Below are 26,463 nucleotides of genomic sequence, written 5' to 3'. Positions count from 1 at the left end.
TGGCAAGCGCGCGGCCTGTGGCACATAAGCTCTAATCCGTGGCGAGGGGGCTTGCCCCCGTTGGGTCGCGCAGCGGCCCCCTACGAGTTCAGTCTCTGCCTCTGTTCCGAGACCGACGGGGGCAAGCCCCCTCGCCACAGAATCGCGATGCCTTACAATCCCCCGGTCGCCTGGAACCCTACACCCAAAACCGTCAATACCGACAACGGCAACAGCAGCGTATCCAGCAGCGCACTCGCCGGCAGATCGACGCCTGGGTAACTCGGTGCCTCTGCGCCAAACCGGTCCATCGCACAGCAACCGCCGTTCAGCGCATACAAATTCAGCCGTGTCCCGGCATACACCACTGGCGCCCCGGGCTTGGCTGCATCCAGCGTGCGCGCCGTGGCGCATCCCGCCAATTGCAACGCGAGCAGAACGACCAGCAGTTTATTCATCGCTGGTCAGATGATGTTCGCCCCAACGTGGCAGCATGTCCTGCGGGATGTTCAGCAGATTGAGAATCCGCGCAACGATAAAATCGATCAGGTCATCGATGGTTTGCGGCTGATGATAGAAGCCCGGCGAAGCCGGCAAAATGGTCACGCCCATGTTCGACAACTTGAGCATGTGCTCCAGATGAATGCTCGAATACGGCGCCTCGCGCGGCACCAGAATCAACTGGCGACGCTCCTTCAAGGTCACGTCGGCGGCCCGCTCAATCAGGTTGTTGCAGGCACCCGTAGCGATGGCCGACAAGGTCCCGGTGGAACACGGCACCACCACCATCGCCGCCGGCGCACCGGAGCCCGAGGCCACCGGCGACATCCAGTCTTCCTTGCCATACACACGAATCTGCCCGGCAGCGGCGCCGGTGTACTCGGTAAGGAAGGCCTGCATCATCTGGGTCTTTGGCGGCAACGTCACGTCAGTCTCGGTGGCCATCACCAGTTGCGCCGCCTTGGAAATCAGGAAATGCACCTCACGATCTTCGCGCACCAGGCAGTCAAGCAGCCGCAAACCATACTGCGCGCCCGAGGCCCCGGTCATCGCCAGCGTGATGCGTTCCGGGCCGTTGTTCATTGCAGCGCCTCGGCGAGTTTGCCGTGCAGGCCGCCGAAGCCGCCGTTACTCATGATCACCACGTGCGTGCCGGGCTGCGCCTGACTCTTGACCCGCTCAATGATGCCTTCCAGCGAATCACTGACGATCGACGGCACAGTGCACAACGCGGCAATCCCGGCCAGATCCCAGCCAAGGTTGGCCGGTGCGTACCAGATCACCTGATCGGCATCGTTCACACTTTCCGGCAAACCATCCCGATGCGCGCCGAGCTTCATCGAGTTGGAGCGCGGCTCAATGATGGCGATCAGTGGGGCGTCGCCGATGCGCTTGCGCAGACCGTCGAGCGTGGTGGCAATGGCAGTCGGGTGGTGAGCGAAATCGTCATAGATGGTGATGCCGCGCACTTCTGCGACTTTTTCCATGCGTCGTTTGACGCTTTTGAACGCGCTCAACGCTGCGATGCCCATGGACGGCACCACACCGACGTGACGCGCTGCAGCCAAAGTAGCCAAGGCGTTGGCGACGTTGTGCTGGCCAGTCATGTCCCACTCGACAATGCCTTGGGCGACGCCTTCGAACATGACTTCGAACCTGGAACCGTCTTCGCTGAGCAATTTGACCTGCCACTGGCCACCGGCGCCGGTGGTTTGCACCGGGGTCCAGCAGCCCATCTCGATGACGCGCAACAAGGCCGGTTCGGTGGTCGGATGAATGACCAGGCCTTCGCTTGGAATGGTTCGCACCAGATGGTGGAATTGCCGCTCGATGGCGGGCAAATCCGGAAAGATGTCGGCGTGGTCGAACTCAAGGTTATTCAGGATCGCCGTGCGCGGACGGTAGTGAACGAATTTCGAGCGTTTGTCGAAAAAGGCGCTGTCGTATTCGTCCGCTTCAATCACGAAAAACGGTGTATCACCCAATCGGGCAGACACGGAAAAGTTCTGCGGCACACCACCGATCAGGAAACCCGGGCTCATGCCCGCATGCTCCAGCACCCAGGCGAGCATGCTGCTGGTGGTGGTTTTGCCGTGAGTACCCGCGACGGCGAGCACCCAGCGATTCTGCAGCACATGGTCCGCCAGCCACTGCGGCCCGGAGACGTATGGCAGGCCTTTGTTCAGCACATATTCCACCGCCGGATTGCCGCGAGACATGGCATTGCCGATGACCACCAGGTCGGGCGCCGGATCAAGTTGCGCCGGATCGTAACCTTGGGTCAGTTCAATGCCCTGGGCTTCGAGTTGAGTGCTCATCGGCGGATAGACGTTGGCATCGGAGCCCGTCACACGATGGCCCAGCTCTTTGGCCAGAACCGCCATCGAACCCATGAAAGTGCCGCAAATACCAAGAATATGAATGTGCATAGTCGACCTCGTAAAACATGGCCGCAGGTTAGCCTAGGGAGGGGAAATTCGCACCCTTTCGCTTTGATCTGTCACGCTGACCGAGCGATGCCATGTTTACGCAGCTTTCTATAAAGCGTATTGCGACTGATGCCCAACTGCTCTGCCGCATGCGTCATGTGCCACCGCGTGTGCTCCAGCGTATTGAGCAGTGTCGATCGCTCGGCATCGTCCAGCGGATGATCCGACGGCTCTTCGACCGCAACGACCGGCGCGGGCCGGGCCTGCAGAATGATCGCCGGTAAATCTTCCAACCCTATTCGCCCGCCATCACACAGCGCCGCCAACGTGCGCAGCACATTGCGCAACTGCCGCACGTTGCCTGGCCAGGCAAACCCGAGCAAGGCCTGGCGCGCTTGGGCGTCAATCAGCAAGGTTTCACCTGGCGTTTCCTCGGCCAGCAAAAAATCCAGCAACTGTGATTTGTCGCTACGGTCACGCAATGCCGGCAACGCGACTTCCAGGCCGTTCAGCCGATAATAAAGGTCTTCGCGGAAACTGCCGTCCTGCACCCGCCCCAACAAGTCTCGGTGGGTCGCGCTGATGATCCGCACATTGACCGATTCCGGTTCGCCCCCGATGGGTACCACTTGGCGATCTTCCAGAACCCTTAATAGCCGGGTCTGCATCGCCAGCGGCATGTCGCCGATTTCATCCAGAAACAACGTGCCCCCATCGGCTTGCTGCAACTTGCCGCGCATGCCTTCCTTGCGCGCACCGGTGAAACTGCCACCGCGATAGCCGAACAGTTCGCTCTCGATCAAGCTTTCCGGAATAGCTGCACAATTAAGTGCAACGAATGATTTGGCAGAGCGTTGACTGGCCTGATGCACAGCCTTGGCGAAGGCTTCCTTGCCGGAACCGGTTTCGCCATTGATCAACAGCGGCACATCGCGCTCGAACACGCGCACAGACTTGCGGAAATCTTCCTGCAACCCGGCGTCACCCAGGCAAATGCCTGACAGGCGCACAGGTTGCGCGATCACTGACGCAAGCGCCATCCGCTGGGGAATACTGCGCGACTGCCCACGCAACACTGCGAACAAGCCCCGCCCGTCACGCGTGCGCAATGGCCAACTGGCGCTGGCATCGACACTTGCACGCCCCAGCAAATCATCCAGCGAACAATCGAAAAACGCTTCTACGGGCTTGCCAAGCAGCCCGCCGCGAATGTGCCCAAGCAGGTTCAGCGCGCTTTGATTGACCGCGCTGATGCGCCCTTCCCCGTCAAACGCCAACAGCCCTTCGCTGAACAACCCGACGGATTCCGCCTGCAGATGAAAACGCAGCAACCATTGATTGTCGAAGTAGCGCAGGAAATAGCAGCTCTCGATCATCTTCGCCGACAGATTGACCAGCGCCATCGTATGAAACTGACTTTGGCGGGAGACCTCGTGGCGTGCCGATGACACATCCAGCACTGCCAACAGTTCGCCATGAGGATCGAACACCGGGCTTGCCGAACAAGTCAGGCCGGTGTGGCGGCCGCGGAAATGTTCGTCTTGATGAATGGTCAGCGACTGCCGTTCCACCAGACAGGTGCCGATGCCGTTGGTGCCTTCGCACGCTTCACTCCAGTCGGCGCCGAGCCACAGGCCGGCGCGCTCGAATATCTTGCGTTCGGCTGGTGCAGTCACGCAGTTGAGGATCACCCCACGGGCATCGGTTAGCAGGACCGCATGGCCAGCGCCGGAGAGCTGCTGATGAAGGCTGCTCATTTCGCAGCCGGCGATTTGCAGAACCTGCTGCAAGCGTTCGCGGCTTTCGAGCACGCGGCCATGTTCGAGCACCGTCGGCGCCATCGTCTGGGCCGGGTCGAGGTGATAGTCCTGCAGACACCGCAACCAGGATCGGGCAATCGACGGATCGCTGCCGGGACCGTGCAGGTGGGATTTCCCTTGGGTGACGGTCAACACTTGCCGGGCATGGCGACTCAAATGGTTGTCGTGCATTTCTTATTGTTCTCCCCGAGAGGTCCACGGCCCTGTAGCAGCTGTCGAGTGAAACGAGGCTGCGATCTTTTCATAGTTATCTCAAAAGATCGCAGCCTCGTTTCACTCGACAGCTGCTACATAAGCGAAGTGGCGGCCGTCAAAAGTGCAAGCCCGAGCATCCTCCAGGCAGGTCTGCATTGCAATGCTGGCAGGACTACCCCGCCCTCGCCTGTGTCAGGACCGGTACAAACTGTCACCCACGTCGTACCAGATTCGCAACAGACAGCCTCCGCCCGTCTGACAAAAATCACCTAAAGCCTTGATTCCCCTGACCCGCAAGGCAGTGGCCCAACCTTTGCTCTACGCTTATAGCAAGCGCACATGCGCCTCTCTTCCATAACTACAAAAGCCAGGAGAAAACATCATGCGTTACGCTCACCCCGGTACTGAAGGCGCTATCGTTTCGTTCAAGAGCAAATACGGTAACTACATCGGCGGCGAGTTCGTCGCGCCTGTTAAAGGTCAGTACTTCACCACCACCTCACCCGTAAACGGCCAACCGATCGCTGAATTCCCGCGCTCCACCGCCGAAGACATCGACAAGGCGCTGGACGCCGCCCACGCCGCCGCTGATGCCTGGGGCGCCACGTCCGCCCAGGCACGTTCGCTGGCGCTGCTGAAAATCGCCGATCGCATTGAAGAAAACCTGGAACTGCTGGCGATCACCGAATCCTGGGACAACGGCAAAGCCGTACGCGAAACCCTCAATGCCGACATCCCGCTGGCCGCTGACCACTTCCGCTACTTCGCCGGTTGCATCCGCGCCCAGGAAGGCAGCGCTGCCGAAATCGATGGCAACACTGTGGCTTATCACATTCATGAACCGCTCGGCGTGGTCGGGCAGATCATTCCGTGGAACTTCCCGATCCTGATGGCCGCGTGGAAACTCGCCCCTGCGTTGGCTGCCGGTAACTGCGTGGTGCTCAAACCGGCCGAACAGACGCCGTTGGGCATCACCGTGCTGGTCGAACTGATTGGCGACCTGCTGCCGCCGGGCGTGCTGAACATCGTCCAGGGTTTCGGCAAGGAAGCCGGCGAAGCGCTGGCCACCAGCAAACGCATCGCCAAGATAGCCTTTACCGGCTCGACCCCGGTTGGCTCGCACATCATGAAATGCGCGGCCGAAAACATCATTCCGTCCACCGTGGAGCTGGGTGGCAAGTCGCCGAATATCTTCTTCGAAGACATCATGCAAGCCGAGCCGACGTTCATCGAGAAAGCCGCTGAAGGCCTGGTGCTGGCGTTCTTCAACCAGGGCGAAGTGTGCACCTGCCCGTCGCGTGCGCTGGTTCAGGAATCGATCTACGACGAATTCATGAAAGTGGTCATGAAAAAAGTCATGCAGATCAAACGTGGCGATCCGCTGGACACCGACACCATGGTCGGCGCCCAGGCCTCCGAGCAACAATTCGACAAAATCCTTTCGTACCTGGAGATTGCCAAGGGTGAAGGCGCCGAATTGCTGACCGGCGGCAAGGTGGAAAAACTCGAAGGCAGCCTGTCGAGCGGCTATTACATTCAGCCGACGTTGCTCAAGGGCACCAACAAGATGCGTGTATTCCAGGAGGAAATCTTTGGCCCGGTGGTAAGCATCACCACGTTCAAGGACGAAGCCGAAGCGCTGGCCATTGCCAACGACACTGAGTTCGGCCTCGGCGCCGGCCTCTGGACCCGCGACATCAACCGCGCCTATCGCATGGGCCGCGCGATCAAGGCGGGTCGTGTGTGGACCAACTGCTATCACCTGTATCCGGCGCATGCCGCGTTTGGCGGTTACAAGAAGTCCGGCGTCGGGCGTGAAACCCACAAAATGATGCTCGATCATTATCAGCAGACCAAAAACCTGCTGGTGAGCTACGACATCAATCCGTTGGGCTTTTTCTAACCTTCCCAACCGCTCCTGCAGTTGAAATGCAATCAACTGTAGGAGCTGGCTTGCCAGCGATAGCGGTGTGCCCTTCCACCAAGAGACTTGCTGTGCGGGCCTCATCGCTGGCAAGCCAGCTCCTACAGTGATTCTCACAAGTACTTGCGAATTGCACTCGGCATAAAAATGCCGAGTTAAAAAACAATAACAACGGACGGTACTTCTCATGCCTAGCGAACCCACCGGATCCTCGGTCGACTTCGAAAAAGTCGGCACAGAATATTTCCAGCAACGCGAACTGAAAAAAGGTGCAGCAGGCTGGGTCCTGCTGGTCGGCCTCGGCGTGGCTTACGTCATCTCCGGCGATTACGCGGGCTGGAACTTCGGCCTGGCGCAAGGCGGCTGGGGTGGCATGTTTCTCGCCACGTTGCTGATGGCCACCATGTATTTGTGCATGTGTTTTTCCCTGGCGGAATTGTCCTCCATGATCCCTACCGCCGGCGGTGGCTACGGTTTTGCCCGTAGCGCATTCGGCCCTTGGGGCGGATTTCTCACCGGCACTGCCATCCTCATCGAATACGCCATCGCCCCCGCCGCCATCGCCGTATTTATCGGCGCGTACTGCGAGTCGCTGTTCGGCATCGGGGGCTGGATGATTTACCTGGCCTTCTACATCATTTTCATCGGCATCCATATTTTCGGAGTCGGCGAAGCGCTCAAGCTGATGTTCGTCATCACCGCTGTGGCGGCGCTGGCCCTGGCCGTGTTTCTGGTGGCGATGGTGCCGCACTTCAGCGTCGCCAACCTGCTCGACATTCCGGTGACCGAAGCCAGGGGTGCCAGCAGTTTCCTGCCGTTCGGCTACGTCGGCGTGTGGGCCGCGATCCCCTTCGCGATCTGGTTTTTCCTCGCTGTAGAAGGCGTGCCGCTGGCCGCCGAAGAAACCAAAAATCCGAAACGCGATCTGCCACGAGGACTGATCGGCGCCATGCTGGTGCTGGTGACTTTTGCCTTGCTGATTCTGGTGATCGGCCCCGGCGGTGCGGGCGCGAATGCGTTGCTGACGTCGGGCAACCCATTGGTCGAAGCCTTGAGCAAGGCGTATGGCGGATCTACCTGGATGGGCCACTTCGTCAATCTGGTCGGGCTGGCCGGGCTGATTGCCAGCTTCTTCTCGATCATCTACGCCTATTCGCGGCAGATTTTCGCACTGTCCCGCGCCGGCTATCTGCCGCGCAAACTGTCTGAGACCAACAAGAATAAGGCCCCGGTGCTGGCGCTGATCATTCCCGGAATCATCGGTTTTGGCCTGTCGCTGACCGGTCAGGGTGATTTGCTCATTCTGGTGGCCGTGTTCGGTGCGACCATTTCCTACGTCATGATGATGGCCGCGCACATTACTCTGCGCATTCGTCGCCCCAAAATGGATCGGCCGTACCGCACGCCGGGCGGAATCTTCACCTCAGGCGTTGCGTTGGTCTTGGCCTGCATTGCGGTGATTGCGGGGTTCCTCGTGGATCCACGGGTCGTCATCGGCGCAGCCATCATCTATGGAGTGCTAATTGCTTACTTTGCCTTCTATAGCCGGCATCACTTGGTAGCAGGCACGCCTGAAGAGGAATTCGCGGCCATTCAGCAAGCCGAAGAAGCTTTGCACTAACCGCCGGATAACACGGCGCAGCCCCGCGCTGCGCCGTCACGGAGAATTTTGTATGGCCAGTTTTGCGCACACGGTCGGCAACCAGACCCATCGCTTCGACAGCCTCAAGGATGTCATGGCCAAGGCCAGCCCGGCTCGTTCCGGAGATTTCCTCGCGGGCATTGCCGCCCTCAACGATGGCGAGCGCGTCGCAGCGCAGATGGCGCTGGCTGACATTCCACTGACCCATTTCCTGCAGGAAATGCTGATCCCTTATGAGGCCGATGAAGTCACCCGACTGATTATCGACACGCATGACAAACAGGCTTTCGCCGCTGTCAGCCACCTCACCATCGGCGGTTTTCGCGACTGGCTGCTCAGCGATGCCGCCGACGAACAGAGCCTGCGCGCCCTCGCGCCCGGGCTGACGCCGGAAATGGTCGCCGCTGTTTCGAAAATCATGCGCGTGCAGGACCTGGTGCTGGTCGCGCAGAAAATCCGCGTCGTGACGAAATTCCGCGGCACGATGGGGCTGCGCGGCCGCTTGTCCACGCGCCTGCAGCCCAATCACCCGACGGATGAACCGGCCGGCATTGCCGCGAGCATTCTCGACGGCCTGTTGTATGGCAACGGTGACGCGATGATCGGCATCAACCCGGCCACCGACAGCACGTCCTCGATCTGCGCGATGCTGGAAATGCTCGACGCGATCATCCAGCGCTACGATATTCCCACCCAGGCCTGCGTGCTGACCCACGTCACCACGTCCATCGAGGCGATCAATCGCGGCGTGCCGCTGGACCTGGTATTCCAGTCGATCGCCGGCACCGAAGCGGCCAACGCCAGTTTCGGCATCAATCTGAACGTGCTGCAGGAAGGCTACGACGCCGGGCTCAGCCTGAATCGCGGCACCCTCGGGCAAAACCTGATGTATTTCGAAACCGGCCAGGGCAGCGCCCTGTCGGCCAATGCTCACCATGGCGTTGATCAACAAACTTGCGAAACCCGCGCCTACGCCGTCGCGCGGCATTTCAAGCCGTTTCTGGTGAACACCGTCGTAGGATTTATCGGCCCGGAATACCTCTACAACGGCAAACAGATCATTCGCGCCGGTCTCGAAGACCATTTCTGCGGCAAGCTTCTCGGCGTGCCGATGGGCTGCGACATCTGCTACACCAATCACGCCGAAGCCGATCAGGACGATATGGATACGCTGTTGACGCTGCTGGGCGTGGCCGGGATCAACTTCATCATGGGCATCCCGGGTTCCGACGACATCATGCTCAATTACCAGACCACGTCGTTCCATGACGCGCTTTACGCCCGGCAGACGCTGGGGCTGAAACCCGCACCGGAATTCGAGCAATGGCTTTCGACCATGGGCATTTTCACGCAGGCAGACGGCCGGGTCCGGTTTGGCGACAGCCTGCCCCCGGCGTTCCGCCACGCGTTGGCGCAATTGGGATGAGTCGAAATGGATAAACCACCTGTTGATGCGCAAAATCCACTGCTTGAATTGCGTCGCCTGACTTCGGCGCGCATCGCGTTGGGTCGCACTGGCACCAGCATGCCGACCAGCGCGCAACTGGACTTCCAGTACGCCCACGCCCAGGCCCGCGACGCCGTGCACTTGCCGTTCGACCACGCCGCGCTCAGCGCACAACTGGCGGAGCGCGGACGTGAAACGCTGCTGCTGCAAAGTGCCGCGACCAGCCGTGACAGCTATCTTCAACGGCCTGACCTGGGCCGCAAGCTCAGTGAAGAATCTTCGAAAACCCTGCACGATTACGCCGCAGGCAATCCCGGCGGTATTGATTTGGTCATCGTGGTGGCCGATGGTTTGTCCGCGCTTGCCGTTCATCGTCACACCCTGCCCTTTCTCACGCGCCTTGACGAACAGATGGCGGCGGACGGCTGGTCTGTAGCGCCGGTCATTCTGGTCGAGCAAGGCCGGGTTGCGGTGGCCGACCAGATCGGCGAACTGCTGGGCGCAAAAATGGTGGTGATCCTGATCGGCGAGCGTCCGGGGCTGAGTTCGCCGGACAGCCTGGGGTTGTACTTCACTTACGGCCCAAAAGTCGGCCTGACCGATGCCTATCGCAACTGCATCTCCAATGTCCGGCTCGAAGGCTTGAGCTACGGCATGGCGGCGCATCGCCTGCTGTATCTGATGCGAGAAGCCTGTCGACGGCAATTGTCCGGGGTCAATCTGAAGGACGAAGCGCAGGTTCAGACGCTGACGTCGGACGATGGTGCGGACATGAAGGGTAATTTCCTACTCAGCGCGCCGGATGCCTGAAGCGTTTCCGCATTGCGTTTCGGCGGTCGATTCAGGCAGGATCGACGCACGGCTGCCCGAGTGAGAACCGTCCGCCGTCGAAGCACGTGATGACAGCCACTTGAAGACGAGACCTATCGATGCGGATTATTCAAGCGACTCTGGAACACCTGGACCTGCTGACCCCGTTATTCGTCAAGTATCGCGAGTTTTATGGCGCCTTGCCGTATCCCGACTCGTCCCGCGCGTTTCTGGAAAAACGTCTGCGTCGCAAGGAATCAGTGATCTATCTGGCTCTGGCCGATGCCGACAACAAATTGATGGGCTTCTGTCAGCTGTACCCAAGCTTTTCGTCGCTGTCGCTCAAGCGCGTGTGGATCCTCAACGACATCTACGTCGCTGAAGATGCGCGCCGCCAGTTGGTGGCCGACAACCTGATCCGCACCGCGAAGAAAATGGCCAAGGACACTCACGCCGTGCGCATGCGTGTATCCACCAGCAGCAATAATGAGGTGGCGCAGAAAACCTACGAATCGATTGGTTTCAAGGAAGACATCGAGTTCAAGAACTACGTGTTGCCGATCAGTGACGAGCTCTGAACCTCACGTTGTAGGAGCAAAGCTTGCTCGCGAAAGCGGTCTTCCATCCGACGCAGGGTTGAATGACCACCCCCATCACGAACAAGCTTGCTCCTTGCAGCAGAGCGCGCGTTGACCGCCGGTCCTGCGCGACACCCCCCGCTACAAACTCAACGCGCTTTTCATCACTCAAACCGTATAATGCCGTCCTTTCGGCTTGTAAGAAAAACTACACCCGTCTGTAGGCCTTACGCGAAGTCATCCGCACAGGCCTGCCGAGTCGGGCCGCTTACCACAGGTGCCCGCCATGGATTTCAACCCGCTCGACCTTATTCTGCATCTCGATGTTTACCTCGATTTGCTGGTCAACAACTACGGGCCATGGATCTACGCCATTCTGTTTCTGGTGATTTTCTGCGAGACCGGTCTGGTAGTAATGCCTTTCCTGCCGGGCGATTCCCTGCTCTTTATTGCCGGCGCTGTCGCGGCCGGTGGCGGCATGGACCCGGTGCTGCTGGGCGGCCTGCTGATGCTGGCGGCGATTCTTGGCGACAGCACCAATTACGTGATCGGCCGAACAGCGGGTGAAAAACTCTTCAGCAACCCGAATTCGAAAATCTTCCGCCGCGATTACCTGCAGAAAACCCATGACTTCTACGACAAGCACGGTGGTAAAACCGTGACTCTGGCGCGTTTCCTGCCGATTATCCGGACCTTTGCGCCATTCGTCGCCGGTGTTGCCAGAATGCCGTATCCGCGCTTTTTCGGTTTCAGCGTGCTCGGCACGATTCTCTGGGTCGGTGGCCTGGTAACCCTCGGTTACTTCTTCGGCAACGTCCCGTTCATCAAGAAAAACCTGTCGCTGCTGGTGGTCGCAATCATCCTGCTGTCGCTGGTGCCGATGATCATCGGCCTGTTTCGCAGCCGCTTCAGCGGTTCAAACTCCAAAGTCGAGTCGCGCTGAATCAGCATGTGGTCGTTTAGCGCCTGGCGTCGCCAGCGCCGACTCGCCCGGCACCCGATTGCCGATAATATGTGGCAGCGGGTGCGCCACCACCTGAGCTTTCTCGATGGCCTCACTGCCGCCGAAGACCAATGGCTGCGCGAAGCCTGCGTGCTGTTTCTCGAAGACAAACACCTCACCGCCCTGCCCGGCGTCGAACTCCATCAGGAGCAGCGCCTGTTGCTCGCGGCACAGGCGCAGTTGCCCTTGCTGCACCTTGGCGATCTGGACTGGTATCAGGGTTTTCACGAGGTTGTGCTGTACCCCGACGATTTCGTCAGTCCGCAGCGTCATCGCGATGCCAGCGGCGTGGAACACGAATGGGACGGTGAGCACAGCGGCGAAGCCTGGCAGCAAGGCCCGATCATTCTCGCCTGGCCCGGTGTGATGGCCAGTGGCGGGTGGGAAGGCTACAACCTGGTCATTCACGAACTCGCGCACAAACTCGACATGCTCAATGGCGACGCCAACGGTTTACCGCCGCTGCACACGGACATGCGCGTGCGCGACTGGGCGACGGCGATGCAGGAGGCCTATGATGATCTTGATCGACAACTCGAGCGCGACCCTGACGCAGAAACGGCCATCGACCCCTACGCGGCAGAGAGCCCGGCCGAATTCTTCGCGGTCACCAGTGAGTACTTCTTCAGCGCGCCGGATGTGCTGCAGGAGAACTACCCACAGGTCTACGAGCAACTAAAGCTGTTTTATCGCCAGGACCCGCTGGCCCGGTTGCGGCAACTTCTGGCCGAAGACCCGGTCTATCAGGCACGTGACTAGTCTCTACGACTTCTGGTACATGGCGTCGAAGGCGGAATATGCCTATAATCGCCGCCACTTTTTGGTCAATCCGGCCAAGTGTTTTTGGTCAACTTACGGGGGCACCGCCCAATGAGCTACAGCAAGATTCCGGCTGGCAAAGACCTGCCGAACGACATCTACGTCGCGATCGAGATCCCGGCCAACCACGCGCCGATCAAATACGAAATCGACAAAGACAGCGATTGCCTGTTCGTTGACCGTTTCATGGCCACCCCGATGTTCTACCCGGCCAACTACGGTTTCATTCCCAACACCCTGGCTGACGACGGCGACCCCCTCGACGTGCTGGTTGTGACCCCATACCCGGTTGCTCCAGGCTCGGTCATCCGCGCCCGTCCGGTCGGCATTCTGCACATGACCGACGATGGCGGCGGCGATGCCAAAGTCATCGCAGTGCCACACGACAAACTGTCCCAGCTGTACGTCGACGTGAAGGAATACACTGATCTGCCCCCACTGCTGCTGGAACAGATCAAGCACTTCTTCGAGAACTACAAGGATCTCGAAAAAGGCAAATGGGTGAAGATCGAAGGTTGGGGCGACGCAGAAGCGGCACGCACCGAAATCATGAAGTCGGTTGCTGCCTACAAAGGCTGATCCTGCACTTCGGATGCAAAGAAAACCCCGGTTGATCCGGGGTTTTTTGTGGGCGCTATTCCCGCACAAACCGGCCGTTGAATGCTCTGCGGCCTTCGTTGGCCCTGTTTATTTTCCGACAAGGGCGTCTTACATCCGGTCGTAAATTCGACCCTGAAATTGAACGAGTCGTTTATTCAAAGCCCCGCGTGCCGCACGTAGACTCTTGCTCATGAAAAAGAACAAAACCTGCGGTGTGCGATTCAGAATGCTCCTCCAAGAGGCGAATATCACCACGACGCGATTTGCCGAATTCCTGCAGATCGAAAAACCTCAAAACGTGCATAACTGGTATTCCCGCGGAGTACCGGACTATTTCATGGAGGAAGTCGCCAGACGACTCTCCGTCAGCAGCGACTGGCTCAAAACCGGCGAAGGCCCAAAGGCTGCGAAGGAACTGCGCGTGGTCGACCATGCCGGTAACGCCTCCGACGCTCAGGCCATGCGGGGCATCTATAAAGTCGTCGAGCCAACCGACGTCGAACTGCCGTTTTTCAAGGAATCCAGCGTGGGCCCAGGCTCCGACAAAACCCATGTCATCAGGGATCCCGACCAATCCATCCGCCTGCCCCGAAGCGACCTCGACTCACTGGAAATCAAGTACACCGACGCGATCTGCGCCCGCATGATCGGTAACAGCATGGCCGAAAAAATCGAAGACGGTTCCCTCATCGCCATCGATCGCGGGCTGACGCAAATCGTCGACGGAGAAATCTACGCCATCGAGCACGACGGCATGCTGCGCATCAAATACCTGCACCGTATTCCCGGCAACTCGTTGCGCATGCGCAGTCATAACAGTGCCGAATACCCGGATGAAATCTTCAGGCCCGTGCACATCGAAGAGCAAAATATCAGGGTGCTGGGATGGGTATTCTGGTGGTCGACCCTTAATAAACGCAGGCCGTTGGTGCCGTTTCTCTAACCCCCCTACGATTCGTGGCAACCCGATTCTCCAGGTCAATACAGAACCTGTGGGAGCCGGGCTTGCCCGCGATGACGCAGGCACATTCAGCACAAACATTTCGCCCAGCGCGGCCGAACGCTCTACCCCGCACTCCACACTGGGCATTGCGCAAAAAAATCAGTATGCTGCGCCGCACATTTGCGCATCGCCCCGCCCCGTGGCTCGATCGCACCGACAAGGCAGACGACTGTCTCGCCAAGTCCCACAGCCGGACGCAAGATCCGGGTGTACGTTTTGAAGGCTGACGCGGTTTACCAAAAATAAACCAAGCCAGTCCCCGAGAAGCCGGCCACAAGCCGGCTTTTTAATGCCTGCCATTTGGATCCTGGCTCAACCGTCCCTTACGACTCACCATCCTCTGCCGCCCCCGCCAACTCCCGCTCGATCTGTTCAATGCTCGGCAGACTCGTTTGAAACTCTGCCGGCAATGACTCCACCAACTGGTATTCAGCCACGCCGATGGGCTGGGCGTTATCCCGCAAAGCGTATTCGGCCACTATCTTGTTTTTGCTCTTGCACAGCAGCAGACCGATAGTCGGGCCATCTGATGGATGTTTGAGTTGGGCATCGACAGCGGTCAGGTAAAAACTCAATTGCCCGAGATGCTCTGGCTTGAATTTGCCGGCCTTTAGCTCGATGACGACATAGCATCGCAACTTGAGGTGATAGAACAATAAGTCGATGAAGAACTCGTCACCGCCGACATCCAGCAGCACTTGCTTGCCGACAAAAGCAAAGCCTGCGCCCAGTTCCAGCAAGAACTCAGTGACATGCTTGACCAGCGCGTTTTCTATCTCGCGCTCCTGCGCATCGACGGTCAGGCCGAGGAAGTCGAAGCGGTAAGGATCTTTCAGTGACTCGCGCGCCAGGTCGGAGTGCGCTGCAGGCAGGTGGTTTTCAAAATTACTGATTGCCTTGCCGCTGCGCTCCAGCAGCGCTGACTCGATGTGCATTACCAGGATATTGCGCGACCAGTTGTGCTCAATGGCCTGGGCCGCATACCAGCGGCGGGTTCCGGGGCCGGGCAACTTATCCAGCAAGGCTAATTGGTGATACCAGGGCAATTGTGCAAGCACCTCTTGCACAAATTCAGAGTCCGGCCAGGCCTCGGCGAAGGCGCGCATATATTTGAGGTTGCGTGGCGAAAAACCTTTCATGGCGGGAAAGGCTGCTCGCAGGTCCTGCGCCAATCGCTCGATGACTTTGGCGCCCCAGCCCTGCTGTGCCTGTCGGGTCAAGATATCGTGACCGATCTGCCAGTAGAGCAACACCAACTCACGGTTCACCGCCAACGTTGCGCGCTGCTGGGCGTTGTGAATGCGACCTTTGAGCTCGGTCAGCCAGTCGCCGTACCCCTCGGGTGGAATTGTCAGCTTGATGGGTGCGTCGCTCATATTTTTTCTCTCGTGGGTTCAGGTTGCAGCCTTGGCCGCGTTTGTCGTCACGGCGAAGCACATCGGACCAACTCTCTCGTGGCAACGCTGTCGTGGCACCGATGGTATAGAGGGCGCCTCGCTCAGGTTTGTCAGAGCAGCGATATTCCGTTTTCAATTACCCACAAAATGTTGCGACGCCTGCCCCTTACGGATAGCTAAACCCCTTAACCAACGTCAACTCCCCCACCGCCCGCATCGGCACCAGAAACGTCTCCATCTTCTCGTTCGGCGTCCCCTCCTCCGTGATCACTGTCACCTGCGCCGTGGTCAACGGCTGCACCGCATCCTCCTGCCCTTCCCCATCACCGCGATAGCCGCCGCCGAAGTAGTTCACGTACACCAGATACTGCCCTTTGATCGGTGCGGGCATGGCAAAGATTTCCGGGCCGTAGCCTGTGGTCACGTCCACATCCAGCGCCGCGCCGTTGGCCACGGCGCGATCGCCGTACCAGATGTGCGCGCCATCGGGTGTGATCAGGTGCAAGTCCAGGTCGGTGCCATCACTGTCCCAGGCGAGCAGCACGCGCAACTTGGCCGGTGTTGCGCCGCCGCTGGTGTTGAGAAATTGCGTGCGGCGGCGCTGTTGGCCGTCGGCGCTGCGGACCTCGACGCTGTTGCTGCCATTGGGAAACGAGAACGGCCGATCAAAGCGCCCGGCAGGATCGATCTTCAGCGGCATGCTGACGCCGTTGACGATCAGGCGACCCGGCTCGTTTGTCTTGGGGGCCCTTTGAATCTGACCAGCGATGCGTGCAGTGTTGGCCTGCCCCACCGGCGTATTGACCGAGGACGCGGGATAATTGACGGGCTGCCTGAAGTATTCATTTTCAGCGCTACCGGTACGCCAGCCGCCGACAGGTGTGTCGAGCTTTACAGAGGCGGCGAAAGTCGTCGGCACTGCCCAGGCGAAACAGAGAAACAGCACGACCTGTGGATAACGGCGGTTCATGGTCTATTCCAGCAAGAGGTGGCGGGCGAGCCCTTCGATGTAGGTTTCATCCTGGCCGTTGGGGTGTGCTTCGAAGGCCAGGTGCAGGTATTCGTGAGTCAGGTCGAGCCGATCCTGCAGCGACAACACGCCGCGCACGTAAATGCGCTGGCGCTCGCGGTCGACATAGGGGCGGCCGAAGGCGAGGCGGCAGACGGCGAATGTGCTGACTTCGTTGTAGCCGATTTCGCTTTCAAGCCGAGGCCGCCAGCCACGCCGCTGTTTTTGCAGCCAGTCTTGTGCGGCGGGTAATGCTTCGCAGGAGGCCACGGGGTTGTCCCAGCGGCTGAGGCTCGCGCGCGGATAGGCGTGCAGCAGGATGGCGTCGTAACGCTGACCGGCCTTGGCTTGATCGACGGCGTGCTGCCAGGAAAGTTTGTCCGGGCCCGATTGATCGGAGTGATACGTGACGCTGGTGCCGGCCAGGACGAGGTCGCTGGTCCATGCGGTGATGTTGCGTGACTCGGCAGAGGCCGGGCGTGGGGCGACCCGTTGACGACTGCTGCTGTCGTCGATGCTCAGGCATTCGCCATGGCGCGTGGCGTTTTGCAGCAGGTAAGTTCTGATCGCGATGGTCAGTGCTTTGGCGGCTTCAACGGGCTCGGATTTCGCTTCACGCTGCAGGACGCGGGCGACGTATTCCTCACGATCCAGCCGCGCCAGCAGTTTTTCACCGACCCGATACAGCTCACCGTCACTGTGAATATCCAGCTGATTGCCATTGGCGAATTCAACGCGAAAGTCGCCCTGCAACGGCCCGGAAGTCACAACTCGATCACCCGCCAGAACGCGGGCAATCGGGTAGCGTGAAAACAGCTCCACCTCAACGCATTGCCCCGTTTCTGCAGGAAGCCCAACCGGCAACGCTGACGCCAGCGCCTCAGCATGATTGCGCAACACAATTTGACTGGTCCCGCGCCCACCGGCCCAGATCGGCGTGCCGTCCGCCAGCCATCCGGCAAAACCACCTTGTCGCGACGACGGATCCTGATCGCCCAGCCAGCTCCAGGTTTTTACTCGCAACCGGCCGCCCAGTTCGCCGACGACGTCGCCCTCTGCCGCGCTCAGCACCACGTCGAGCAACACCCGCCGGGCCTGATCCTGCGCGGGCATCGCCGCCATCACCTTGAGCAGTTCGGCCACCGAAACACGTGTCGCAGGTTGCAACAACGCTAGATCAAGCAACCATTCCGGTGCCTGCCGCGCCTGCCAATACTGGCGCCAGGCGACATCGGAAACCCCCAAGCGAGCCGGTTCAAAATACAAACCACATGACTTCACCAACGCCTGATCACGCTCGATGTTGCCGCCGGCGGTGCAGCAATAGACTTCTTCCTTGGACTGACCACGACATTCATAAGCCGGCTCATGCGCGCCGGTGTCCACCAGCCAGGCGTAAAGAAACAACTTCCACAGACTGCCCAATGGCGCCTGCAAATCAGAACGCAGCGGTTCGCGTGCAATCACCTGCGTGCGATTCAACGACAGCAGCTCGCCCTTGAAGCCCAGTCGCAGCGGCTCGTCCTGCGCAGTCGCCAGCGCAGGAAGAAAGCACAACACGAAAACCAGCCATGCCCGCGTCATGTCAGTGGACCGTCACCTGACCCAGCGCCGGTTGTTGCTCCTGGGCTTGATGTTGCGGCGCATAGACCTGAGTGAAACGCACCGGCGGCAGGTTGAACTGGCCTTTCTGCGAAAAGCGCACGAGATGACGCACGCGCAGTTCGCCACTCAACGCATCCACCGGGATCGCATAGGCCATTTGGCCCGGTTCGAAACGTGCCTTCTCAAGCGCCGTTGGTTCAGTGCCGGCCTTGCCCATGAGCTTGATGCCCCACGTCGTGCGCTCGACGTCTGCACCGGGTGGCAGTGGCACTTCGAGCATGCCGTAGCGCAGTGGACTGGCGGCTTTGCTGGTGATGATCACTTCATCCAGATACAGACTGTCGCTGGACAACGGGTCGCTACTGACCGCTTCCAGCTTGAAGGTAAACGCCTCATCACCCGGCACCAGACGCGAGAGACGACGGGTGATCGTCACCGGCATCGGATCCACCGGAGCCTGTCGGGTCTGGTAACTCAACGCGGCCCGCAGCGGACGCTCCTGGGTGCCGGCCAGAGACAACACGCTCGGCACGGGCGCAGGCCCCTGCCACGTCCAGTACATCTCGCCGGTGTCCCCGTGTTGTTTCTTCCAGCCCTCGCCCGGCTCCAATGCGATGGTCGGCGAAGCCTGCTCGATACTGCGTTGCAGCCAGGTCAGTGCCAGTGCGCGTTCCAGCGTCGATTGCTGCGGCAACAGGCGCTGCAACAAAGCTTTGGCGCGAGCCTGATCGAACGGTTGCAGCGACAGGTTCAAAGCTTCAGCGAACGGTTGCGAACTGACCGCCAGGCGCTGTTGCGCATCAGCCAACTGCCGATTGAACACGTCGGGAAAAGCGACCTGCGCCTGCTTGGCCAGAGAGGCGGTCAGCACGCGTGCAGCGGCCAGCCCGAGCGCCGAATCCGGATCGCTCATCACCAGACTTTCTGCACCGTCCTCCATCAGGTTTGCGGCATGACCCGCACCCGCCTTCGCTAGGTCTTCCATCAAACCGCTGAGCAAGGTATTCACCGGCAACTGCATCTGTCTGGCAAACGACAGAATCAGCGCGCGCTGCAACAACGGCGTGTTGTTGGCCTGTTTCGAATACACCTCCAGCACCCGCTGCCAATGCTCGGGCGGCAGGCTCAGTTGCAGCGCTTTGCTCGCGTGCCAGTCGGCGTAATAAGCGTGCGCGGTGAGGAACGCGTTCGGCTCGCCGTCCATGCCCCACCAAGTGAAGCTCGCTGACGGCCCGGCCATTTGCACCAGACGCAGGCGGCTGTTCTGCATGATCAGGCGCAAGCGATCGCGGATCTGCGGGTTCGACGACAGGGCTGGATAGGCGATGCTCAGCGGCAGCAAACGACTGGCCGTCTGTTCGACACCGCCATACGGATAACCCAGCAGATCATCCAGCGCCGAGCGGAACAGTGCTTGCGGACTGTCATCCAGGCGCAGGCGAATGGCGCTGGCGTCTGCCGGCAACGTCAGCGGCGTATCACCGCTGGCGACGTCGAAGCTCTGGGTCTGCGTCACTTGCCAACCTTCGCCAGTCGCCGTCAGCCGCACGGCCAAGGCATCAGCGATTTTGCCGTCCTGCACCAGCTCAGCGGACCACTCGCCATTACTCAGTTCAAACGCGGGCAGTGCGATGTAGTTGATGCCACTGTTCAACGTCACTGGCACTCGTTGCTCGGTGCCGGCGTAATGCATCACCAGCTCAGCCTTGACGGTTTTTTCCGACTGGCTGAACGCGAATACACCGAGGTCCGGTTTGTCGCCGCTGCGGAATTTGCTCGGGCCGCTCCACTTCAGGTACAGCGGTTTTTCCGAGCGCACGAACTGTTTCTTCTGCCCGACCTGACCGTCATCGGCGATGGCGCGGGCGGTGATGCGCCAGCGGGTCAACGAGTCCGGCATCTTGAAGCTGAAGCGGGTTTTGCCGTTCGCATCGGTGAGCAGCTCCGGCTGCCATGCGGCGGTGTCGACGTCTTCGCGACGTGGCCGTTCCAGCACTTTCACGCCGCGTTCGCTGCGGTTGGCCTTGCCCGGTGCGCCAGGGCTGCCCGGCAACGCCACGTCGTAGCTGATGAACGAAAGACTGGCGCTGGTGCGCACGTTGTTGCGGCGCGGGTGATAGAAGAACTGGTCGATGGTCGGCGCGACTTCCGGCTGCAACGCGTAGACCATTTCGTCGACCACACTGACCGTCAGGTGCGCCGGCACAGGCTTGCCGGCGAACTGCGTGGTGAGGTCCACCGTCACTGTGTCACCTGGCTGATACGCCTCTTTATCGGTGGCAATGGCGACGTCGATTTGCGGCGCGATTACTTTGATCCCGGCGTTCTGGAAGCTGTACTGACCGCCCTTGGTGTACAGCACGGAGAACGTCAGGTTCGGCGCAAAGTTTTCCTTCACAGGGATGCGCGCGCGGTACTGGGTCTCGCTGAGTTTTTCCATCTTCAGCCAGTCGGCGCCTTTGGACAGCAGCGCCGTGGCCTCGACCTTGTCGCGTTCCAGCGAGAGCAAGGCATCGCTCACCGGTTCCGGAAAGGTGATCAGCGCCAGCGCTTCATCACCCGTCTTGTACTCCGCTTTGTCGAACACGATTTCCACGGTGCCCGGCACGGCTTTGACGCCGTCGCCGGTGACCGAATGCCCGGTGGCGCCCAGCACCCGGCCGTGCTCGTCCTTCAGCGTCAAGTTGTAAGTGCCCGGGCGCTCGAAGGCCACGTTGAAATTTTTGTCACTGGCGGCGAGTTTGCCATCGCCGGTCGACTGATCTTCCAGACGCACCCAGCTGTAGAGGCTCGGCGTAACCGCTTTGCCCGACTCGCTGGCACCTTCGTTCACATAGCTGAACGCAACATTGTCGCCCACTGCGCTGAAGCGCTGCGGTGCGCGCACGCTGAAACTCGCCGCGCCGCGATCAATCAGGATTTCCTTGGTGGTCTTGACCCGATATGCCGCGCCATCGCTGGCAAAAACAGTGAGCATGTAGCGGCTCGGTTTATCCGCGGCCGGCAGATCGAGGGTCGCGTTGCCCTTGGCGTCGGTGGTCAGCTCGGTGCTGGTCAGTTCCACCGGAAATTGCCCGAGGTATTGCAGCTCGTTGTCGACCATCGACAATTGCTGGGCACGCAGGCTCAGCGTCAGTTTGGCACCGGCCACCGGTTTGCCGTCGGGGTACAGCAGCACCAGATTGCCCTTGACCGCTTCGCCGGTGCGGTAATCCTGCTTGGCCAGGTTCAAGGAAATTTCGAAGTGCGGCTTGATGTATTCAGCGACGCGGAACGCACTGCTGTAGGCCTGATCCTTGTAGCTGAAACGCAATTCATAACCCCCCGCCACCGCATTGTCCGGTAGCTGGAAACGGCCTTGAGTGCCGGCCTTGGAATCGAGTTTCAGCGCCAGCGATTGCAGCGCGGTGCCGGTGGCGTCGAGCACCGTGACGTTGACATCGGCGGCGGTGGGCAGCACCGAGTCCCGGGCATTCTTGAACTCGCGACCAACGATTTTCAGCGACACCCAATCCCCCGGCCGATACAGCGGTCGGTCGGTGAAGGCATAGAGTTTGGTGTCGTAGATCTCGCTGTCGTAGTAGAAGTTTTCCGAGACAAACACGCCGCCCTCTTCGTCCTCGCCGATGACGAATGAACGTTCGGGGCTGACGTGTTTCAGGCGCAGCAAACCCTCGGCATCGGTGGCGCCGCTGCTCATCACGCCGAGGCCGTCGGTCCACAGCACATTGACCTTCGCAACGGGGCTGCCTTCATGTTTGCGCGCGGCCCATACCAGCAATTCATCGCCAGCAATCTTGCTCACCGCCACGGTGTTGGAGACGAACACCATGGTGGTCGCGCGGTACTTGCCGATCAACGCTTCGACCAGGTACAGGCCCGGTTTCAGCTTGCCCAACGGGATGTACACGTTGCCCGGCGCGACGCTGACGAACTCGCTGGAAGACCCGGCGAGGTTTACGCCGAGCGGTGGCTGAATCGGCTTGGCCTGCCACAGCGGATAACGAAACTGACTGACCACCGGCAGGCCTGGAATCAAGGCGAATTGCGGCTGCGCGTCATAAGGCGTTGGCGCGGCCATCGCGGTGCCCATCTTCAGCTCCGGCACTTCCTCGGTGACTTGCTTGCGCGACTCATAGGAAAACGCCCGCTGCATCACACGACGGGATTTTCGGTACCAGTTGTCCCACAGATACGCGAGCGTGTTCGACAGCCCTTCGCCCTTGAACTGGCCGTCGCTGACCACGCGATGCAGGTTTTTCTGACGCTTGAGAAAATCCAGCGGCTTGTCGATGCGGTACACACGAATGTCGGCGCCGCCATAGGGCTCCATGCGGAACCGGCGATAGTCGCGACCCGGTGCTTCGAGGCGCACCATTGCCTGTTCGTCGCTGGCGAAACTGCTGTCGGCCAGCAGGAAAAAACTTTCGCCGGCCACCGGCGTGTAGCCGCTTGGCGCCACGGCGTCGTCAGCATCGGCCGCCGAAAAGGGCAGCCACACGACCAACGTCAAAAGCAGGAAACGCAACATGCGGGCACCGATCATTGGGAGAGGAAATTCAGTCGATAGACGCCGATGAAGTTGGGGTTGGCTGCGTCGGGTATCCATCGGGTGTCCTTCCATGTCATGAGTTGCTGCAGGCTCGCGGAACGCATGCCGTTGTCTGTGGGTGTCGTTGTGCCGGTGTGATAGGCAATGAAGCGACCCATCCAGATCATCAGGTGCTGGTCGTCGCCCTGATCGAAAAACATCAGGTCGCCGGGCCGCGCCTGGGCCACATCGCGGCCGACCAGATGGCTGTTGAACTGGATCAGTTTGATCGCGTTGACGTAGGGCCCGACCTTACCGCCGCCCTGCTGCCACTGCTGAGCGAGACCGCGTTGCGCATCGCTCAATTGCAGCTCGGGTGGCAGGTAGCGGTTGGACAGGCCATTGCTGCGCAGCCATTTGTCGTCATGCACTTTCAGCGCTTCGTTGGCGGCAAAACGCACCAGGCCGGCGCAGTCCTGCTGATACCAGCGCGGGCTCGGGCCCTGGGTCAGTTGTTCTTGGGCGATGCGCACGAACCAGGCGCGAAACACCTGGGATTGCTGCGGATCCAGCAACGCCGCCTCCAAGGCGAACGCGCGACTGCTCAGCAAAATCGCCAGCAAACCGAGGCTGCGGATGAGTGCGCTCACAGCGCTTTCCATTCCAGCGGCAGCCATTGCCAGTGGCCGTCGGGCTCGCTGCCTTCAGGCAATGTGAGCGCATATTTGCCGTAGCCGCCGAGCGTGCGCAGTTTAGGGATCAGGTAGGTTTGCGCGGCGTTATAGAAGACCGGCTCCATGTCCTGGGGCAGGCTGTCGAGGGTTTCCTGCTGCATCAGTTGCGCCATCGAATCCGGACCGAAGTAAACGGGCATCAGCAGGTCTTTGGGCACCACGTCGGCCATCGGCGGGAAGCGTTTGTCGAGCGTGCCGAGGGCCTTGTCGACCAGTTTGTCGTCGAGGGAAAACAGCAGCGTCGAACCGTGACGCGCCAGGCTGACGTTCATGAACGCCTTGCCGGAAATCGCGTCCGGATTTTGCGCCTCCTTGGCTTTGTACGGGCCAATACTGGAGCTGACCTGCCGCTGCCACAGGTGACTCTGGCCTTGCTGTTTTTCGATCACCGGGAAGGCGTGCTCTTCGACATTGGGCTCGAAGGCACCGACCATTGAGCCGAACAGAGTGCCCAGGTCGCCGTCGAGCCTGGCGCTGTCATCGTCTTTCAGACTGGCCACCAGCAGCGGCGTGTACAGCCGCGAATCGGCATACCAGCACAGACCTGCCGCGCCGGCCATGTTGTCGGTGAGGGCCTGGGCGACGGCATCCTCGGCACCCAGTTTTATCAGCAACGGTTTTTGTTGTTCGGCGGCCAGCGGCAAAGTCACGCAAGCACTCGCGCCCATCGGCATGGCTTGCCAGACCGGTTTGAAATCGAAATCCGCCTGGTTCTCCAGCTCATCCATGGCGAGAAAGCTGTGCCAGCCCTTGTCGTCCATGTCGAAGCGCAGGCCGGCGAAATTCGGTATGAAGCGCTGGTAACCCATGGCCAGGACGCTGGCATTGACTGAAAGGCGTTGCTTCACTTCCGGCAAACGGGCTTGCAGGCCAAAGGCCTCGGGGAACAATTTTTCGCCGTTGAGCAATGCGGCGAAGGCTTTCATCGAGACGCTGCCCGGCTCCTGGGACGAACTGTTATCCGAATCATAGAGTTTGCCTGGGTTGGACAGCACCACCAGTTTGTCGCCATGGGAGGCGAACAGCAGTGCTTTGCTGGCGTTGTAGCTGAGTTGATAAAGCGCCACGTCATCGGCGCCGACTTTCAGTTCGCCGATTTTGCTCAGCTGCGTGTCATCCAGCGCCACTTTCGCCAGTGGCTCCAGCACCTTGGCCAGCCCGCCGCGATCCATCACCAGCAGGAAATCCTTGAGCCGGCCATCCGCGCCGCGCCACAGCGCCACGTCTGCCGGCTGATCGAACAGCTGCTCGATCAGGCTGTCCTGCAGTTTCAGGTCATGCTCGTAAATAATCCGCCGCAGACTGCCGATCAAGCCGAGGCGATCGGCGTGGGTTTCGTAATAGAAAACGAAATCTTCGGTGAGGGTTTCCTTGAGAAACGGCACCGCCAGCAAATCCTTGGGTAGCTGGCTCAGGGAGTGCGTTTCAAGCAAACCGTCCGGGCGGCTCATGCCCAGTTTGTCGCTGGCCAGCTCGGCAATCGGCGCCTTGGGTTTGAGCATGAACCAGCCCAGCCCGGCCGCGACACCCGCCACCAGGCACAGCCCGATCAGCAACGGCCAGCGCAGTGAAGGTTTGACGGCTGGTGCGGGGGCGGCCGGCGGTACGGCCGGTAGAACTGTGTTATCGCTCATGTTTACGCTCATGTTTCCAAAGCTCGGCAGTTCATCCGTGGAGGTGCGGGATGCTTAATAGTTGAAAGTCTTGACCAGCAGCAGATCACCGATCGCGCGCAAGGGCACGATGAAGGTCTCGCGTTTTTCGTCGACGGTGTTTTCGTTCAGCACCAGATTGATCTGCGAGGTGATCACCTCGTTCTGGTTGCTGGTCTCCTCGAAGTTATAGCCGCCGCTGCCGAAGTTGCCCCAGTAGTTCACGTAAACCAGATAGGTACCGCGCATGGGCGCGGTCATGGTGAACATTTCCGGGCCCGGGCCGTCGACGCCATCCGGGTCGAGACCGCCGCCGTTGCTCATCGCTGGGCGTGCCCAGAACGCGTGCTGGCCGTCGGGGGTGATGATGTGCAGGTCAAGTTCGGCTTTCGGATCGTCCCAACCCAGCACCACGCGAATCCGCGCCGGGGTGCGCAGGTTGTTGGCTTCATAGAACTGGACGCGCTTGAGCGACTGACCTTGCGAGCTGCGCACCTCGACGCTGTTGGAGCCGGCGCCGAACGCATACGGTCGGGCGAAACGGCCCTGGTCGTCGGTATAAAGGTTCAGCGGATTGCCGTTGACGGCCAGTGTGTGCGGCCCGCGCTGGGTGCCGACGGCCTTGAGCTGGCCTTGGATCATGGTGCGATTGCGCTGCACGCCCCGGTCAATGGGCGGCGTGGGATAGGCGACCTGAGGATTTGCGCTGCGATCGAGCAGGCCGTTGTACCGCCAGCCGCCGATTGGCTCGGACAACTCGGCCGTCGGCGCGGCCGCTGCGGTTGCACACGCCAGCCCACTCAGCAACAAAAATAAACGCATGTGACGCCTCCTGCCATGCACAACGAAACCTTGCGCCAGATCCTCGGCGCGTTACAAATCCTGAGATTGTGTTTCGTCAGAGCGACCCATGGTTATCGGGTCTTTGAAGTCGCGAAGAGTAGCCAGTTGGCCAGGTTTTAACAATCGGACAGCGCCGGTTTTGCGGTCGGATTCACGGACATTTTCCGTAGGTGAGCCGAATAGCGCGGTTATTCGGCTCAAGAGATGAACCGAATACGACTACTATTCGGCTCATGCACCCCCGGAGCTGCCGAACTCATGGCACATGAATGGATCTGGCGCTGGCCCATGACTCGACACAGTAACCTGCTGCGGCACACAACTGTGGCGAGGGGGCTTGCCCCCGTTGGGGCGCGAAGCGGCCCCCAGCGTCCGCACAAAGAGACCGATGTGTCCGGATTGACGACTGCTTCGCAGCCGAACGGGGGCAAGCCCCCTCGCCA

20 protein-coding genes are annotated in these 26,463 nt (G+C 60.1%); 9 read left to right on the top strand and 11 right to left on the bottom strand.

What is annotated here, in order from left to right:
• Nucleotides 1-152: 152 nt before the first annotated feature.
• The 4 genes from DU29_RS0105890 to DU29_RS0105875 form a co-directional block, all read right to left on the bottom strand.
• Entirely contained in the window at nt 153-437 is a 285-nt protein-coding gene (locus tag DU29_RS0105890) for a YceK/YidQ family lipoprotein (RefSeq protein ID WP_028620891.1), read from the bottom strand.
• Nucleotides 430-1,062, bottom strand: a complete 633-nt coding sequence (ubiX, locus tag DU29_RS0105885; RefSeq protein ID WP_028620890.1) for a flavin prenyltransferase UbiX — start codon at nt 1,060-1,062, stop codon at nt 430-432. Before ubiX ends, DU29_RS0105890 begins: the two co-directional genes overlap by 8 nt.
• Nucleotides 1,059-2,408: a UDP-N-acetylmuramate:L-alanyl-gamma-D-glutamyl-meso-diaminopimelate ligase gene (gene mpl / locus DU29_RS0105880; protein ID WP_028620889.1), complete on the bottom strand. Its 1,350-nt coding sequence runs from the start codon at nt 2,406-2,408 to the stop codon at nt 1,059-1,061. Before mpl ends, ubiX begins: the two co-directional genes overlap by 4 nt.
• Before the next feature lie 71 nt (nt 2,409-2,479).
• Nucleotides 2,480-4,399: a sigma-54-dependent Fis family transcriptional regulator gene (locus DU29_RS0105875; protein ID WP_028620888.1), complete on the bottom strand. Its 1,920-nt coding sequence runs from the start codon at nt 4,397-4,399 to the stop codon at nt 2,480-2,482.
• 406 nt (nt 4,400-4,805) lie between these two features.
• Between DU29_RS0105875 and exaC the strand changes: the two genes are divergently transcribed.
• From exaC to DU29_RS0105830, 9 genes are all read left to right on the top strand, one after another.
• Nucleotides 4,806-6,326 carry an acetaldehyde dehydrogenase ExaC gene (exaC, locus tag DU29_RS0105870; protein WP_028620887.1) on the top strand — a complete coding sequence of 507 codons (1,521 nt, stop codon included), beginning with the start codon at nt 4,806-4,808 and terminating at the stop codon, nt 6,324-6,326.
• Nucleotides 6,327-6,534: 208 nt separating this feature from the next.
• The gene (eat, locus tag DU29_RS0105865; RefSeq protein ID WP_028620886.1) at nt 6,535-7,968 is read left to right on the top strand and encodes an ethanolamine permease; all 1,434 of its coding nucleotides are present in this window, start codon (nt 6,535-6,537) and stop codon (nt 7,966-7,968) included.
• Between the two features lie 52 nt (nt 7,969-8,020).
• Nucleotides 8,021-9,415, top strand: a complete 1,395-nt coding sequence (locus tag DU29_RS0105860) for an ethanolamine ammonia-lyase subunit EutB (RefSeq protein WP_028620885.1) — start codon at nt 8,021-8,023, stop codon at nt 9,413-9,415.
• A 6-nt stretch (nt 9,416-9,421) separates the two neighbouring features.
• A complete protein-coding gene (gene eutC / locus DU29_RS0105855; protein ID WP_028620884.1) occupies nt 9,422-10,246 on the top strand; it encodes an ethanolamine ammonia-lyase subunit EutC in 825 nt (274 codons plus the stop codon).
• A gap of 119 nt (nt 10,247-10,365) precedes the next feature.
• The gene (locus DU29_RS0105850) at nt 10,366-10,824 is read left to right on the top strand and encodes a GNAT family N-acetyltransferase (RefSeq protein ID WP_028620883.1); all 459 of its coding nucleotides are present in this window, start codon (nt 10,366-10,368) and stop codon (nt 10,822-10,824) included.
• A 286-nt stretch (nt 10,825-11,110) separates the two neighbouring features.
• Nucleotides 11,111-11,767, top strand: a complete 657-nt coding sequence (locus DU29_RS0105845; RefSeq protein WP_028620882.1) for a DedA family protein — start codon at nt 11,111-11,113, stop codon at nt 11,765-11,767.
• Between the two features lie 6 nt (nt 11,768-11,773).
• Complete coding sequence (locus DU29_RS0105840) at nt 11,774-12,586, top strand: zinc-dependent peptidase (RefSeq protein ID WP_028620881.1); 813 nt, start codon at nt 11,774-11,776, stop codon at nt 12,584-12,586.
• A 111-nt stretch (nt 12,587-12,697) separates the two neighbouring features.
• On the top strand, nt 12,698-13,225 hold the full coding sequence (gene ppa / locus DU29_RS0105835) for an inorganic diphosphatase (protein ID WP_028620880.1): 528 nt from the start codon (nt 12,698-12,700) through the stop codon (nt 13,223-13,225).
• A 211-nt stretch (nt 13,226-13,436) separates the two neighbouring features.
• Nucleotides 13,437-14,189: a S24 family peptidase gene (locus tag DU29_RS0105830; RefSeq protein WP_028620879.1), complete on the top strand. Its 753-nt coding sequence runs from the start codon at nt 13,437-13,439 to the stop codon at nt 14,187-14,189.
• 383 nt (nt 14,190-14,572) lie between these two features.
• Here the strand turns inward: DU29_RS0105830 and DU29_RS0105825 are convergent, their stop codons facing one another.
• The 7 genes from DU29_RS0105825 to DU29_RS0105795 form a co-directional block, all read right to left on the bottom strand.
• The gene (locus DU29_RS0105825) at nt 14,573-15,625 is read right to left on the bottom strand and encodes a PDDEXK nuclease domain-containing protein (RefSeq protein WP_028620878.1); all 1,053 of its coding nucleotides are present in this window, start codon (nt 15,623-15,625) and stop codon (nt 14,573-14,575) included.
• A gap of 187 nt (nt 15,626-15,812) precedes the next feature.
• Nucleotides 15,813-16,616 carry a YfaP family protein gene (locus DU29_RS0105820; protein WP_028620877.1) on the bottom strand — a complete coding sequence of 268 codons (804 nt, stop codon included), beginning with the start codon at nt 16,614-16,616 and terminating at the stop codon, nt 15,813-15,815.
• Nucleotides 16,617-16,619: 3 nt separating this feature from the next.
• The gene (locus DU29_RS0105815) at nt 16,620-18,239 is read right to left on the bottom strand and encodes a DUF2300 domain-containing protein (protein ID WP_028620876.1); all 1,620 of its coding nucleotides are present in this window, start codon (nt 18,237-18,239) and stop codon (nt 16,620-16,622) included.
• Nucleotide 18,240: 1 nt separating this feature from the next.
• Nucleotides 18,241-22,806: an alpha-2-macroglobulin family protein gene (locus DU29_RS0105810; RefSeq protein WP_033050314.1), complete on the bottom strand. Its 4,566-nt coding sequence runs from the start codon at nt 22,804-22,806 to the stop codon at nt 18,241-18,243.
• Nucleotides 22,803-23,453, bottom strand: a complete 651-nt coding sequence (locus DU29_RS0105805) for a DUF1175 domain-containing protein (RefSeq protein ID WP_033050313.1) — start codon at nt 23,451-23,453, stop codon at nt 22,803-22,805. Before DU29_RS0105805 ends, DU29_RS0105810 begins: the two co-directional genes overlap by 4 nt.
• Complete coding sequence (locus DU29_RS0105800; RefSeq protein ID WP_028620873.1) at nt 23,438-25,159, bottom strand: DUF2138 domain-containing protein; 1,722 nt, start codon at nt 25,157-25,159, stop codon at nt 23,438-23,440. The genes DU29_RS0105805 and DU29_RS0105800 overlap by 16 nt, the downstream gene beginning before the upstream one ends.
• 54 nt (nt 25,160-25,213) lie before the next feature.
• The gene (locus DU29_RS0105795) at nt 25,214-25,999 is read right to left on the bottom strand and encodes a YfaP family protein (RefSeq protein WP_028620872.1); all 786 of its coding nucleotides are present in this window, start codon (nt 25,997-25,999) and stop codon (nt 25,214-25,216) included.
• Between the last annotated feature and the right edge of the window lie 464 nt (nt 26,000-26,463).

It is taken from the genome of Pseudomonas sp. Ant30-3, from assembly GCF_000690905.1.
Lineage (GTDB): Bacteria > Pseudomonadota > Gammaproteobacteria > Pseudomonadales > Pseudomonadaceae > Aquipseudomonas.
The sequence above is the reverse complement of the archived record's forward strand: the minus strand, read 5'-3'. Positions and strand labels throughout refer to the sequence as shown.